This is a genomic window from Providencia sp. wls1922, assembly GCF_009706505.1.
GTDB lineage: Bacteria > Pseudomonadota > Gammaproteobacteria > Enterobacterales > Enterobacteriaceae > Providencia > Providencia lanzhouensis.
Map to the genome: position 1 here is coordinate 15,759 of NZ_WLUG01000096.1, position 13,139 is coordinate 28,897.

At 42.2% G+C, this 13,139-nt stretch carries 13 protein-coding genes; 12 read left to right on the plus strand and 1 reads right to left on the minus strand.

The genetic code is table 11. From position 1 onward, the window contains the following. Positions 1 to 17 precede the first annotated feature (17 nt). The 12 genes from gpG (at position 18) to GKR71_RS13020 (ending at position 12,552) form a co-directional block, all read left to right on the plus strand. Positions 18 to 401 carry a phage tail assembly chaperone G gene (gene gpG, locus GKR71_RS12965; RefSeq protein ID WP_154634380.1) on the plus strand — a complete coding sequence of 128 codons (384 nt, stop codon included), beginning with the start codon at positions 18 to 20 and terminating at the stop codon, positions 399 to 401. A gap of 65 nt (positions 402 to 466) precedes the next feature. After that, positions 467 to 739 (plus strand): phage tail assembly protein T, encoded by a 273-nt coding sequence (locus tag GKR71_RS12970; protein WP_006813627.1) that lies wholly within the window; start codon positions 467 to 469, stop codon positions 737 to 739. Next, positions 714 to 3,686 carry a phage tail tape measure protein gene (locus GKR71_RS12975; RefSeq protein ID WP_154634381.1) on the plus strand — a complete coding sequence of 991 codons (2,973 nt, stop codon included), beginning with the start codon at positions 714 to 716 and terminating at the stop codon, positions 3,684 to 3,686. The genes GKR71_RS12970 and GKR71_RS12975 overlap by 26 nt, the downstream gene beginning before the upstream one ends. A 74-nt stretch (positions 3,687 to 3,760) precedes the next feature. Then, positions 3,761 to 4,090 (plus strand): phage tail protein, encoded by a 330-nt coding sequence (locus GKR71_RS12980; RefSeq protein ID WP_195848973.1) that lies wholly within the window; start codon positions 3,761 to 3,763, stop codon positions 4,088 to 4,090. 71 nt (positions 4,091 to 4,161) lie between these two features. Then, a complete protein-coding gene (locus GKR71_RS12985) occupies positions 4,162 to 4,566 on the plus strand; it encodes a hypothetical protein (RefSeq protein ID WP_154634383.1) in 405 nt (134 codons plus the stop codon). 45 nt (positions 4,567 to 4,611) lie between these two features. Continuing rightward, positions 4,612 to 5,310, plus strand: a complete 699-nt coding sequence (locus tag GKR71_RS12990; RefSeq protein ID WP_195848974.1) for a phage minor tail protein L — start codon at positions 4,612 to 4,614, stop codon at positions 5,308 to 5,310. An 8-nt stretch (positions 5,311 to 5,318) separates the two neighbouring features. Continuing rightward, a complete protein-coding gene (locus tag GKR71_RS12995; RefSeq protein ID WP_154634385.1) occupies positions 5,319 to 6,047 on the plus strand; it encodes a C40 family peptidase in 729 nt (242 codons plus the stop codon). After that, positions 5,951 to 6,607, plus strand: a complete 657-nt coding sequence (locus GKR71_RS13000; RefSeq protein ID WP_195848975.1) for a tail assembly protein — start codon at positions 5,951 to 5,953, stop codon at positions 6,605 to 6,607. The genes GKR71_RS12995 and GKR71_RS13000 overlap by 97 nt, the downstream gene beginning before the upstream one ends. Positions 6,608 to 6,609: 2 nt before the next feature. After that, positions 6,610 to 9,981 carry a host specificity protein J gene (locus GKR71_RS13005; protein ID WP_154634386.1) on the plus strand — a complete coding sequence of 1,124 codons (3,372 nt, stop codon included), beginning with the start codon at positions 6,610 to 6,612 and terminating at the stop codon, positions 9,979 to 9,981. A gap of 14 nt (positions 9,982 to 9,995) precedes the next feature. Then, positions 9,996 to 10,319, plus strand: coding sequence for a hypothetical protein (locus tag GKR71_RS13010; RefSeq protein ID WP_154634387.1), 324 nt, complete (start codon positions 9,996 to 9,998; stop codon positions 10,317 to 10,319). Beyond that, complete coding sequence (locus GKR71_RS13015; protein WP_154634388.1) at positions 10,316 to 10,999, plus strand: hypothetical protein; 684 nt, start codon at positions 10,316 to 10,318, stop codon at positions 10,997 to 10,999. Before GKR71_RS13010 ends, GKR71_RS13015 begins: the two co-directional genes overlap by 4 nt. Positions 11,000 to 11,064: 65 nt before the next feature. Then, on the plus strand, positions 11,065 to 12,552 hold the full coding sequence (locus GKR71_RS13020) for a phage tail fiber protein (RefSeq protein WP_154634389.1): 1,488 nt from the start codon (positions 11,065 to 11,067) through the stop codon (positions 12,550 to 12,552). 40 nt (positions 12,553 to 12,592) lie between these two features. On the opposite strand, the gene GKR71_RS13025 is transcribed toward GKR71_RS13020, so the two are convergent. Next, positions 12,593 to 12,874: a DinI-like family protein gene (locus GKR71_RS13025; protein ID WP_036983167.1), complete on the minus strand. Its 282-nt coding sequence runs from the start codon at positions 12,872 to 12,874 to the stop codon at positions 12,593 to 12,595. Positions 12,875 to 13,139: the final 265 nt, after the last annotated feature.

Consider the following 13,139-nt stretch of genomic DNA (forward strand, 5'->3'; position numbering starts at 1 on the left):
ATCAAAAGGGTATCAGTATGTTTTTAAAGAAAAAAGAAGCACAAATTAGCGGTGAATCAGTTGTTTTGCACGAACTGTCAGCATTACAACGTGCAGATTATTTTGATTTTTTAGCATTAAAGGAAAAAGAGTCTAGCAATCTGGAAGGCATTGAACTTGCAGCAAAATCCATGCGCCAAATTGCAGAAAGCAATGTTTGGTTAGTTTCCCGATCCCTGTGGCATAGCGACCGAGATCGAGAGGTTGAAGAGGTATATGAAGAGGTTGCTTTAACGTGGAGTTCAGCAGCATTGGAAGAAGCAGTTTCTGTTATTTCTGAAATCAGTGGAATGAAAGGCGATGACCAAGGGCCTTCCACTGAAGGCGAAGAATCGAATGAACAAGATTCAATGGGAAAATAGCCAGCCGTGAGCGCACGTTTGCCTTGCGTCTTGCGCGTGAATTCGGTCGACCTGACTGGCGCAGAATGCTCAGTGAAATGAGCGCAACTGAGTATAACGATTGGGTTGACCATTTCAGCAGAACGCCATTTATGCCGCAATTGATTGATGTTGAGTTTGCTGCTTTGCATGGTTCTGTTTATTCAGCCATGTGTGGTGCAAAAACTGAAATAACCGATTTCATGCTGCTAACTGACATAGAGCCTAATGATGAGGATATGCCAGATGATGTTATTCAATCAGTCAGCGAGGGAATTACGGGAGGGGTAAGATATGAGCAGCCAAATCGCGGATCTTGAGATTAAAATTGGTGCTAATACGACTGAATTTCTTGAAAAAGCAGGTCGAGTCGAAAGGCAATTAACTGAACAAGAGCGTCGTGAGCAAGCATCAATTAAGCGCCAGCAAGATTTCATTGAAAGGCAATCGGCCAAGGCAGAAGCTGCCATTCAGCGCTCACGGTCCCAGTTAAAACAGTTTGAAAAAGAGTCTATTTCTGCGGAACAAAAAGAGTCAGCCATGCGACGCCTGGCTCAAAAGGAAATGGACGAAACACACCAGAAAATCCAACAAATTATGCAGGCAGAAACCAAAAGAGCGGGGTCTGCACGTAACCAAGAAATTCTGGCCGAGCAATACTATACCCAACTTGATGCTGTTCAAAAATACGGGAAGGGGCTTGAAGGTCTCAATGAAGTGCGCCGCCGCATGAACCAAGATATGCAGCAAGGGCTACTACACGTCAAAGATTACCAAGCATTAACTTCTCAAGCCGTCGGTACAGCTAAATCACTTGAGCGTGCAGAAATATCAGCGACGCAGCAAAAGCAGCGCTTTATTAATAAACTGAAAGAGCAGGTTACTCAGCAAAACTTATCCCGTACTGAGATGTTACGCATTCAAGCCGCGCAGCTTGGGGTATCGAGTGCCGCGGATGTGTATATCAGTAAATTAGAAAAACAAAATCGAGCGATGAAGGGGGTAGCAATTACCTCTGGGCAGTACCGCCAAGCAATGCGGCAGTTGCCAATGCAAATGACCGATGTTGTGACGTCGCTTGCCTCTGGCATGCCGCCGTGGTTGGTAGCAGTTCAGCAGGGTGGACAAATAAAGGACTCGTTTGGAGGGTTCGGTAATTCTTTAAAAGCAATTACCTCTTTGATCACTCCGTGGAAATTGGCAATGGCAGGCGGTGCAGGAGCAATCGCAGCGTTCGGCATTGCTACCTATCAGGGTTCGAAAGAGCTTAGTGAATACAATAAGCAGTTGATTTTAACTGGCAACTACGCAGCAAAAACTAAGGGGCAGTTAAACGATCTGGCCAAATCGTTATCTGGTGATGGAATCACTCAGTACAAAATGGCTGATGCCTTGGCTCAAGTTGTCGGCTCTGGTTCATTTACTGGTGCTCAAGTTGATATGGTTGCCAGCGTTGCGGCCAAGATGGAAAAAGCCACCGGGCAATCCGTCGATGAGACAATTAAGCAGTTTCAGCGCCTGAAAGATCAGCCTGTTCAGGCGGTTGTAGAGCTCGACAAATCCATACACTTTCTGACTGCAACACAGTTGGAACAAATATCGACGTTACAGGATCAGGGAAAGGAGCAGGAAGCGGCGGCAGTTGCCATGGAGTCTTTTGCAAATGCCATGCAGGTTCGAACAAAGCAAATTGTTGATAATCTTGGTTATTTAGAGTCTGCATGGGAAGATGTAAAAAATATGGCTAAAAAAGCTTGGGATTCGATGCTGGATCTTGGCAGGGAAGGCTCTATTGAAGATGAAATTAAACAGCTTGAAGATTATATATCAAGATTTGACGGATCTATTTACACGCTAGGGATGGATGAAAATAAACAGAGGTTAGCACAATTAAAATTCAAGCAGCTAAGGCAAGGAATTGAAGGCACCCTGACTAATTCGTTTAATAAAATAAACGAGGATAGTAAAAAGCAAATCTTGGCAGATCAGAAATTAAAAAGAGAGTATGAAAGTGCAGAAGAAAGGCATCAAAGAAGACTATCTGAGATAAAAAATTCAGGTGGATCGCAAAAGGAAATTGATAGAGCTTTAAAATTAGAAGCCATTAAATACAAGAAGGAACTAGCGAGAGAAACACCTAAAACGCCTAAAGTAAAGGCTTACAGACCAGACCTTGGTGTAAGGCAAGATGAGTCTTCACAGGCTGAACTAACATCACTTCAAGCTCAGCTAAAACTTCTCCAGCAACATGCTAGTGCAACGGATTTCATCAGCCAACAACGGAAAAACTTTCAACTAGAGCAGGCCAAATTTAGTGTTCTAGAGGAAGCGAGTAAAAAAAGGAAATTATCTCTTGATGAGCAATCTTTGCTGAAAAACAAAGAAAGTATCCTAGCAAATAAAAAAGCACTAGCAGACGTTGGCGATCAGGTATCACGCCAAGAGCATCTCAATAAACTTAGCGATCAAGCTGATAAATATGCCAAGCAACAGGAAGCAAGGCAAAGGGCCATTACTGAGTCATTAGGCTTGTCATCACGTGAGCTTCAAAGAGCTTTGGAAATTGAGCAATTAAGATCTACCTATGGTGGAGAACCTCAGTGGGCACAAGTTCAGGCTTCAAAAATGGAAACATTCAAGCAAGAAGATGCTGCTCGTCAAGATTGGTTTGCAGGCATGAAAACGGCGTGGGGAGACTATAGAGACTCAGCGCTTGACGCAAATGCTCAAATTCAGAATGTGACATCTGCCACCTTGAATGGATTTAGCTCTCAACTAGCGGAAACCCTAATTGGCGGCGAGGCTAACTTTAGGGATTTCGCCAAATCAATATTAAAGATGCTGACTGAAATTGCGTTAAAAATGGCAGTCGTTAAGGGATTTGAGGCATTTGGTTTTGGTGGCGGGTCTGTTGTTGCTAATGCTAATGGAGGTGTCTATAACACTCCTGGACTAAGTGCTTATAGCGGCCAGATTGTTTCAAAACCCACGCTTTTTCCATTTGCTCGTGGTGCTGGGCTAATGGGCGAAGCAGGGCCAGAGGCAATTTTACCACTTAGGCGTGGTATTGACGGAAAACTAGGTGTTGTAGCTGCAAATGCCAATAAAAATGCTGGTGGCTTTTACCAAACTAATCATATCACCATTCAAAATGATGGTAGTAATGGAGAGATTGGGCCGCAAGCTCTCAAAACGGTCTATGACATTGCTAAAAAAGGTGCCGAGGATTACGTGAGAACTCAGCGTCGTGATGGTGGATCGTTTTAATAATCAATCCTAGCAATTAGATAATGCCTCCAAATTGGAGGCGTTATTATATTTATAATATTACTGAGGGGATGATGGAAATATTCAATTGGCCAATAAAGCCGGGGATGAAAACAGATTTCACTCCAAGGATAAAAGCAGTCCGTTTTGGTGATGGATATGAGCAGCGTCAGCCAGACGGAATGAATCACCAACTAAGAAAATTCAATATTACACTATCGTTGAAACCTAATACTGCAGATCAGGTGTTGGCTTTTTTGACTAAGCACGGTGGGGTTGATTCATTTTTATTTCAACCAGAAAAATCAAAGCAAGCCATTAAAGTCGTTTGTAAAAAATGGTCGTCAGACTCAGGCGGTATACGAAAATCCATAAGCGCTGAATTTGAAGAAACAGTGATATAACGTAAATGTAATTTTAGTTATAAAAGTATCTCAGTTAATATTAGGCTAACTTAATATTTATTGGAGGTAATATGAGGATACTTGGCTATATAATCAGTGCGGCGGTTATTATTATTTTAATAATAATAGTGATATCTAATTCAACTAATCCTACGAAAACTGACGCCATATCATTTGCAAAAAAACAAGTAAGTCAATCAATGAAAGATCCATCATCAACCGAGTTCAAATTTGTTGAATTTTATCCTAGCAGTAAAAATCAAAAAGAAGAAATATACGGTTTTGTTTGTGGTTCTGTGAATGCTAAAAATAGCTTTGGGGCATACACTGGATTTACTAGATTCACTATGAATATCAGTGTTACAAATAATGGAAGAAGTGCAAATATGTCGCCTCCGTTATTTGAGGATCAAAATAACCCTGTTATTAATGATGGATTTGAAGTGCTCTGGAAAGAAAACTGCAGGGATAAATAAAAACAATAGAAACCAGCTTCGGCTGGTTTTTTTATGGGAGCAATAATGCAAAACATTCCTCCTGAGCTGCTGATCTCTATTACCGAACTTGAAAGTGATGCAGAGATTGAGCTCTATGAAATTGACCTAACCAAGATTGGTGGAACGCGGTACCGCTTTCACAATGGCGACAATGAATTACTAAAACCCATTGTTTGGCAAGGGCTTGAATATGATCCTTACCCAATTTTTGGTGAGGGTTTCTCATTTAACGGGAAAGGGCCATCAAGTCGGCCAAGCATTACTATTTCCAATTTGTTTGGGCTAGTGACGGGTATTGCTAGCCGATTGAATTCTGGGGCTGGTGGCAATGTTATCCGCAGAAAAGTTCGCGCACGATTTTTAGATGAAATCAATTTCTCCGGTGGTAACGAGAATGCTGACCCATCTCAAGAGGTTATTTCTCGCTGGGTTATTGAACAACTGACGAGTTTAAATTCTGAAACAGCAACGTTTGAACTTGCTGCTCCCAGTGAGACGGATGGCGCCACTGTTCCAGCTCGAGTGATTTTATCCGATGTTTGCCCGTGGAGTTATCGTTCTAAAGAGTGTGGTTACGCGGGTGAGCCAGTTGCCGACGAGTTAGGAAATCCAACCAAGGATCCTAGCAAAGATAAATGTGGCAAACGCTTATCAGATTGCAAACTTAGAAACAACACTAACAGAATTGGCTGCTTCTTGTCTTCATCCCGCCTAAGCCAGTAAGGAATACCATGATAGAACATGACATTCTGGAGCATGCAAAAAGCATGGCGCCACAGGAGTCGTGCGGATTGATTATTCGTATCGATGAAATGGAAACGTATCTCCCTTGTTTAAATCAGCACGCGGATCCTGAAAATTATTTCTCAATCTCTGCTGAAGACTATATTCAAGCTAGCCAGCGTGGTGAGGTTGTAGCCATTGTACATAGCCATCCAAATGGCAAGCCATTCCTTAGCGCTTCTGATAGAGCACATCAATTAAAAACAGCATTGAGTTGGTGGTTAGTTTGTGATGAAAAAATCATTAAGTTTGATGCTGTTCCATTATTACTCGGCCGTGATTTTAAGCATGGAGCCACCGACTGTTATGGGTTGTTCCGAGACGCCTATCTTTTGGCGGGTCATTTACTTCCTGATTTTGTTAGAGAGGATAATTGGTGGCGGCAAGGTAAAGATTTGTATCTTGAGAACCTAACAAATAATGGTTTCAAACAAGTGAAAAGGGACATTCAACCAGGAGATATTATTCTGTGTTGCTATGCCAGTTCACGAGCCAATCACGCCGCCATTTATCTTGGTGATCAAACTATTCTGCATCATGTTCCTAATCAACTTAGTAAGCGCGAGGTCTACAACGAAAGATGGCAAAAAATGACGCATTCGATTTGGCGTTACCGCAAATGGTCACCATCCGATTTTATGGGGATCTCCAACGATTTGGACGCCGCTTCGATTTAAATATTCATACTGCAGTACAAGGTTTACACGCCTTATTTCTACAAATTCCCAATCTAAAAAAACACTTCAGTGAAGGTTGGTACCACATCCGTATCAGTGGATCTGATGTTTCACCAGATGAACTTCATCAACGTATTCATGAGCCATTAATGCCAAATGCCGTTATTCACATCGTTCCTCGCATTGAAGGCGCAAAAGATGGCGGTGTTTTTCAGTTTATTGCCGGTGCAGCTGTTCTTGCTGTGGGATGGTGGAACCCTGCAGGTTGGAGTTTTGGTGCATCCATGATGCTGGCTGGTGCCGCGATGATGATTGGTGGGGTGGCGCAGATGTTAACCCCAATCCCCAAGTCACCTAATTTATCCCGATCGGAAGAAGAGAAAGGGAACACCTATTTCAGCAATTTAGAAAACTCAGTAGCGCAAGGCATGCCTGTTCCGGTGGCATACGGTGAAATCATGTGCGGTTCTCGGGTTATTTCTCAAGCTGTTGAAATTATGGATGACGGTGATGCAAAAGATATTGATGTAGGAAAACACGGCGGTAGCGGGGAGACGTAATCATGGGTAAAAATGGTGGTAAGCAACATACGCCGTATGAAGCACCAAATGATTTAACATCAAGACAAAAACTGTCCATTATTGATTTAGTTAGCGAAGGACCAATTGAGGGACCTGTTGGAGATTTAAAAGGCGTTTATTTAAACAATACTCCCGTTATTGATTCATCGGGTAACAGTAATGTCAATGGCATGACGGCTCAGTGGGTGTCTGGAACGCTGGAGCAACCTGCGTTAGAAGGTTTTTCATCTTCATCCAGTGAAACGCCTGTTAGCGTTGAAGTGAAGAAAAGCACCCCGGTAACACGAACAATTACCTCACGTAACATTGATCGCCTTCGCTTGACCTTCGGAACACAAGCTTTAGTTGAAGTTAAAGATAATGGTGATCGCGTTGGAACATCGGTTGATCTACAAATTCAAATCCAGCGTAGTGGCTCTTGGGTAACAGAGAAGAATGTGACTATCCGCGGTAAGCGGAGCAATTCGCCGTACTTAATGGCTGTGGTGCTTGATAATCTACCGCCACCCCCATTTAGTATCCGAATGGTTCGTTTAACAGCGGATAGCACTAGCGACAAGCTGCAAAACAATACTATTTGGTCAAGTTATACTGAAATCACTGATATCACTCAAACGTACCCGGGGTCGGCTGTTGCTGGACTGACATTTGAAAGTGAGCAATTTGGCAACCAATATCCTAGCCGAAATTATCTTGTAAAAGGGTTAATCATTCAGGTTCCAGATAACTATGATCCTGAAACACGTACTTACAAGGGAATTTGGAGTGGCTCATTTAAACCCGCGTACACGAATAACCCTGCATGGGTATTGTATAGCCTACTTACCAACGAACGCTTTGGTCTTGGGAAGCGCCTGAAAATTTCGGAAGTTGATAAGTTTGCTCTCTATATGATTGGGCAGTATTGCGATCAATTAGTACCGAATGGGTTTGGTGATAAAGAGCCACGAATGACGTGCAATGCCTATCTTACTGATATTCGTAAAGCCTATGACTATATGAGTGACTTGTGCTCAATGATGCGCATTATGCCTGTGTGGAATGGACAGCAGCTTACTTTTGTTCAAGATAGGCCCAGTGATATCGTCTGGCCATACACGAATGCTAACGTTGTGAATGGGCGATTTAACTATAGCTTTAGTCCACTAAAAGCTAGGCACACTATCATTGAGGTTCGATTCATTGATCCTGAAAATGGTTGGAAAACGAGTATTGAACAAGTTTCCGATGACGCTTTGATAGCTCAATTTGGTCCCAATGTACTTAGAGTCGATGCCTTTGGCTGCACTAGTCGAGGGCAAGCTCGACGTCATGGGCTGTGGATCCTGCTCACTGAAAAATTAGAAACTCAAACGGTTGAATTCGATGTAGGCGCAGAAGGGTTAAGGCATACACCCGGTGACATTATTGAAGTCATGGACAATGACTGGGTTGGTGAGCAGATTGGTGGCCGCTTATTGCAGGTCGATACTGTGCAAAAAATATTAACCCTTGACCGTGATATTGAACCGCCTAAAACGGGGATCGCTATGATCTCAGTAATCAACGGCGCCGGAAAACCAGAGCGAGTAAAGGCGGTCAGCTATCCATCAAGTAATCAGGTTAAGGTTGAATCTCTTCCAAGTGGAGTAAGGCATGGAACTGTCTGGGCGTTAGGACAATCCGCACTAGTAAGGAGACTGTTCAGAGCAATAACAATCACGGATAAAGGCGATGGCAGCTACGGTGTTATTGCAGTTCAGCATGTACCAGAAAAGGAATCTATCGTTGATCAGGGCGTCACGTTCGAGCCTTTACCCGACACCCCGCTAGGCGGTTATATTCCACCGGTAGAAAACTTATCTGTTGAGGTGAGCCCTGATAATGATAGTTGGCAAGTGGAAGCAAACTGGACGACAACAACGGCAGTTCGTGGTGTTGATTTCATTCTAAAACTAACTCAAGCTGGTCGTATTGTCGGTACCGCTAAAACACAAGAAAATCGATATAGAATTGGCAATTTACCGCAAGGTAACTATTTATTGTCAGTATCTCCACAAAATAAAGACGGGCAAAAGGGTGACCAGTCAACGGTATCATTTGACATTAACCCACCGCCACCACCGTCACATATTGAAGTAACTCCGGGGTTCTTTAGTTTAGGGGTGATCCCGTATGTTGGTGGGCAGAATGCTTTACGTCTGCAGTATGAATTTTGGTTCTCGGTTAAGCGTATAGCCAATATTAATGATGTTGAGCAACTGGCTGAATACTTGGGTAATGGCACCATGTGGGTTATTCAGGGACGTAATCTGAAAGCGGGCCAAATTTATTACGTGTATGTCAGAAGCGTTAACCCTGTTGGTAAATCGCAATTCGTTGAGGCGAGCGGTGCACCGGAAACCAAAACAGATGAAATCATTGATATGCTAGATAATGAATTCATGACAACTGAGGCAGGAAAACAATTAGACAAAAAGCTTGAATGGTTAAATGAAGCCGCATTAATCAATAGTGCAGCAATGTATGAGTTACAGCAGGATTTATTTACTAAACACGGACAATCGCAAGCTCAAATCAAAGAGCTATGGCGTGTATACGCAGACAGCGAGCAAGCTTGGGCAGAGAAGTACACGACAGTTAATGCATCTATTAATGGCGTACAAACGGAGGTCAAGAAGCTAGATCAAGCCATCGCGAAGTTAGATAGTGCATTTTCTCAATCAATCACCGAAGTTACTGCGTCAATTAATAAGATAGATAAGTCACTTGGAGAAACAAATCAATCAGTAGCAGAAATTGAAGCTGGCGTAGTCAAGCAAGATAAAGCGATTGCTGAATTAAATAAGTCATTCGCTGAGTCTCAAGCGCAGGTGCAAGTTAAATTCGGCAAGCAAGAGGCTTTGATTAATACAAAGATGCAAGCTGAATTCGAACAGGGAGCAGGCTATGCGATGCACAGTACGAATATCACGATTGTAGTCGATGGTAAGAAATACAATGCTGCAGGCATGGTGATTAGCGCTGAACTGAAAAACGGTAAAGTCGAGTCATTCATCGGTTTCAATGCGAATAACTTTGCTTTCTATAATCCGAGCAGCGGAAAAATGGAAGCATTCGTGTATATGAAGAACGGTCAGATGTTCGTGAAAGATGCATTCATTGAGAAGGCGTATATTCAAGAAATCATTGTCGGTACTGATATGCGCTCTAAGAACTACTCGCAAGGGAAGGCTGGAGTTAGGTTGGACATGGTCAACGGAACATTTGAAATGAATTCAAATGGAGCAGGTAGTCGAATGAATTTAGATGGAACGGGGCTTCGGTTATACGATGAGAAAGGACAAATTCGTATTGAAATTGCACTTGTATAAACAGCGGGGGATTAATGAGTACGCCAGTTTTCAATGTTTATCATGACTCGGGTGTGATTGATAATATCATCGATTCATTCTGTTATGTTATTCACTCCCAACGAGTTGATTTCAAAAATAACAGCTTCACATTTGATACAAAATACTTAGCAGGTGGCGAGCGGATTATTGCGGTCGCTAGCACAACACCGCGAGGCATGGGGTCAGTGACATACAGTAATGTGACAAATGTTCGCGTGACTGGAAACACGGTGTCATGGACATATGTTTCTGGACGAGGGGCGGGTAGCTCAACTATTCCAGTGATCACTATTTTTAAGTTGGTAGGTAAAAAATGAGAGCAAAAATTGCGATTAACGGCGCAGAGCTTGGGCTGCTCTCATCTAATACATATGTGCTAGAGAAAATCATCAACATGCTGGAAGAAGGCACCGTAAACGATCCGAGATACCCCACATTACGTTATTACACATATAACGCGCTATATCCTGACATTTGGGATAGCTATATCTTTTTTCATAGAAGCATAAGATACAAATGGGGCGGTGAAAATACGTCGGGTGGTGCTATTGCTTATCCGATGCCAGACGGAAAATCAAAGTTTTATTTTATGTGCTCTGATTACAACAACATCTATGTTTACAGACCTATAGTAGATGGTGACAGAGACTTAAAAACAAAGGTAAATATTTTCAATGAGGACGGAAAACTATTTTATTCTGCGTCTAAGTTACCATTGCGAATAAAGGATGTTATCACTGGACTATCTTATGACGGGCTTCTTAATGATAAAAAATTACCTTATGTCTCTGGTCATTCTGGATGCATGGTCATGTCTCAAGTGACAGATGTATGGGAATTAGATTTTTTTAGCCTTGGTTTGGGATATGCAATATCTAATGATGGGGTAATAACAAGAGCTTACTTCCCATCTCAATTTGGGGGCGGAGAGTCATATTCTAATGACCAAGGGTGTATTGTTGCTTATGCCCCGGATGCTCTACCGCGCTGGAAATAGAATCAAAGTAAGAAAATATGCCGCTTAACTGCGGTTTTTTTGCGTCCAAATTTTGGAGTTAAAAAATGATTTATCAAACAGGCACAATCACAACCATAGCGGGACAAACAAAGATAAAAGGTACCGGAACGCGCTGGAAAGATAACTTAGCTGGCATATCAGAAGGCTGTCCAATCTCTTATCTCATCAATAACGTTGTTTACATGAACACAGTGTTATCCGTGAACTCAGATACAGAGATTAACCTCACTTATCCTGTGCCAGTAGCAGCCGCAGCAGCGAAATATCAGATTGCAACATTCGTGTTGGATAGCATGAGCGATGGCGTTCGCAAGATGCTTGCGAATCAGCAGTATATCCAGTATTTCCTCCGCAACATGGACACATGGATGACGCAGGATGGCATTGTTGAAATTAAAATGCCAACAGGGGAAACGGTAAAACTCGAAAGCATCATTGCGCTGAAAAAGCTGATTGATGGAAAGTTTGATAAAAAAGGCGGGAATATATCCGGGGCTATTGATGTTGGTGGAAATATCACATCAAAAAATGATGTAATTCAAGTTACAAATGAAAGAACAGGAAACAACATCCAGTTAGATACAACGGTACCTGGAACCGCAAGATTAAATACGCAGAGAAAGGGCGGGGCTTGGAAAAATCATGTAATACCTGATGCCAGCGGAACGCTAATGCAGGTTGGGGATTGCGGCTTAGGTGATGTCGCAGCAAAATATCCGACTGGTTTTGATCTTGATAATGCCTTAGCTACAGGGTCTTGGGATCCAGGAGGGTCATTAAACGTAAATGGAGCACCATTTGGATGTCAGTACGCCCCTACTTTTACAGTCTCTAGAAATACAGCAGAAAAATTTCAATTAGCAGCATGGCAAAAAGATTTTTTCTTCAGATATTTTAGGGCAGGAGCTTTCCAAAGTTGGGGGGTTGTTTATTCAACACTAAATACTATAAAAGATGCAAACGGAAATATAAAAGCAGCTTCTCCAGTCATTAAAGTTTATTCAGACCATGTCGAACTAAACGATGAATCTGAAGGCGTAGAACTAGAAAAACTCGGTACCGGTCGCTATAAACTCAAAGGCACTCTCGGCATGAACTCTGACGCAAGTTGGGGCGGGATTCATGGCGGTTTAGTAGTACCGAATGGGATTAACAACCTACCGCTTGTGTGGGCTGATTTTGACGTACTACCAGACGGTGACATCATCATTGAAACCCGCTATAGAAAGCACACACTTCATCCGCGACTCGAAGCGCAGCGCCTAATGACTTATCCAGAGTTTCTCGATGAGAATAACGTTGAGCGCGAAGACTATGACTATTGCGATATTCCAAATGGTCACTGGATTGATGTTCGTGTGAATATGCCAAGTGATTCTATCTACAATCAGAAGCTAGCTGAAGCAGAGCGACTAGCGAAAATTGAAGCTGAACGGGTAGCGCGAGAAGAAGCTGAAAAAGTTGCGAGTGAGGAGGCGGAGAGATTAGAGGAAGAACCCAAACAAGAACAAGCAAGCAAACTAGAAGAGTAATAACTAAGGTGCGCCAGCTCGAGTGGTTGGCGCAATCTGATCATTTATCGAAATATTCCACCTCTTCAGTTTCTTTCATTTCAGGCATCCAGTCTCCATCATTCCAGATTTCTTCCAGCGTTTCTTCAATGTAGGTTTTCTTTTCGTTCTTTCCAAGACCATCAATAGACACATTCGCTTGAGATCCCCAGTTGATATCGATGTTTAAATCGGGGTATTTAGAGCTCAATCTTTTTGTGATCTCATTTCTCAATGCGTCGAAAGTCCCCATGGGTAACTTGCCTTTCATACTTGCAGCGAAGCGAACTTTAATTGTAACCATCTCACATCCTCCTTACATAAAACACTGTATATAAAAACAGTTAAATAATAACTGTGATTATATACAGTAAAATATTAGTAGAGGTCAAGAAATAAGGTGAAATTTATCTTATGGCTAAGAAAATGACTTCCCCAAAACCATTTAAAGAATATCGTCAAATCAAGAGGTTAAATGATAGTTGAAAATGACATAAAACCAAGGGTTAATGCCATTTAAATAATTATGAATCAATAAGTTAAGTTATTATTAAGCGCATGAATAAAAT

What these genes read in the sequence shown, in the direction of transcription:
- gpG (WP_154634380.1), top strand. Translation starts at nt 18, where the DNA reads ATGTTTTTAAAGAAAAAAGAAGCACAAATTAGCGGTGAATCAGTTGTT.
- GKR71_RS13020 (WP_154634389.1), top strand. Translation starts at nt 11,065, where the DNA reads ATGATTTATCAAACAGGCACAATCACAACCATAGCGGGACAAACAAAG.
- GKR71_RS13025 (WP_036983167.1), bottom strand. Translation starts at nt 12,874, where the DNA reads ATGGTTACAATTAAAGTTCGCTTCGCTGCAAGTATGAAAGGCAAGTTA.
- GKR71_RS12970 (WP_006813627.1), top strand. Translation starts at nt 467, where the DNA reads ATGCTCAGTGAAATGAGCGCAACTGAGTATAACGATTGGGTTGACCAT.
- GKR71_RS13015 (WP_154634388.1), top strand. Translation starts at nt 10,316, where the DNA reads ATGAGAGCAAAAATTGCGATTAACGGCGCAGAGCTTGGGCTGCTCTCA.
- GKR71_RS12975 (WP_154634381.1), top strand. Translation starts at nt 714, where the DNA reads ATGAGCAGCCAAATCGCGGATCTTGAGATTAAAATTGGTGCTAATACG.
- GKR71_RS12990 (WP_195848974.1), top strand. Translation starts at nt 4,612, where the DNA reads ATGCAAAACATTCCTCCTGAGCTGCTGATCTCTATTACCGAACTTGAA.
- GKR71_RS13005 (WP_154634386.1), top strand. Translation starts at nt 6,610, where the DNA reads ATGGGTAAAAATGGTGGTAAGCAACATACGCCGTATGAAGCACCAAAT.
- GKR71_RS12985 (WP_154634383.1), top strand. Translation starts at nt 4,162, where the DNA reads ATGAGGATACTTGGCTATATAATCAGTGCGGCGGTTATTATTATTTTA.
- GKR71_RS13010 (WP_154634387.1), top strand. Translation starts at nt 9,996, where the DNA reads ATGAGTACGCCAGTTTTCAATGTTTATCATGACTCGGGTGTGATTGAT.
- GKR71_RS12995 (WP_154634385.1), top strand. Translation starts at nt 5,319, where the DNA reads ATGATAGAACATGACATTCTGGAGCATGCAAAAAGCATGGCGCCACAG.
- GKR71_RS13000 (WP_195848975.1), top strand. Translation starts at nt 5,951, where the DNA reads ATGGCAAAAAATGACGCATTCGATTTGGCGTTACCGCAAATGGTCACC.
- GKR71_RS12980 (WP_195848973.1), top strand. Translation starts at nt 3,761, where the DNA reads ATGGAAATATTCAATTGGCCAATAAAGCCGGGGATGAAAACAGATTTC.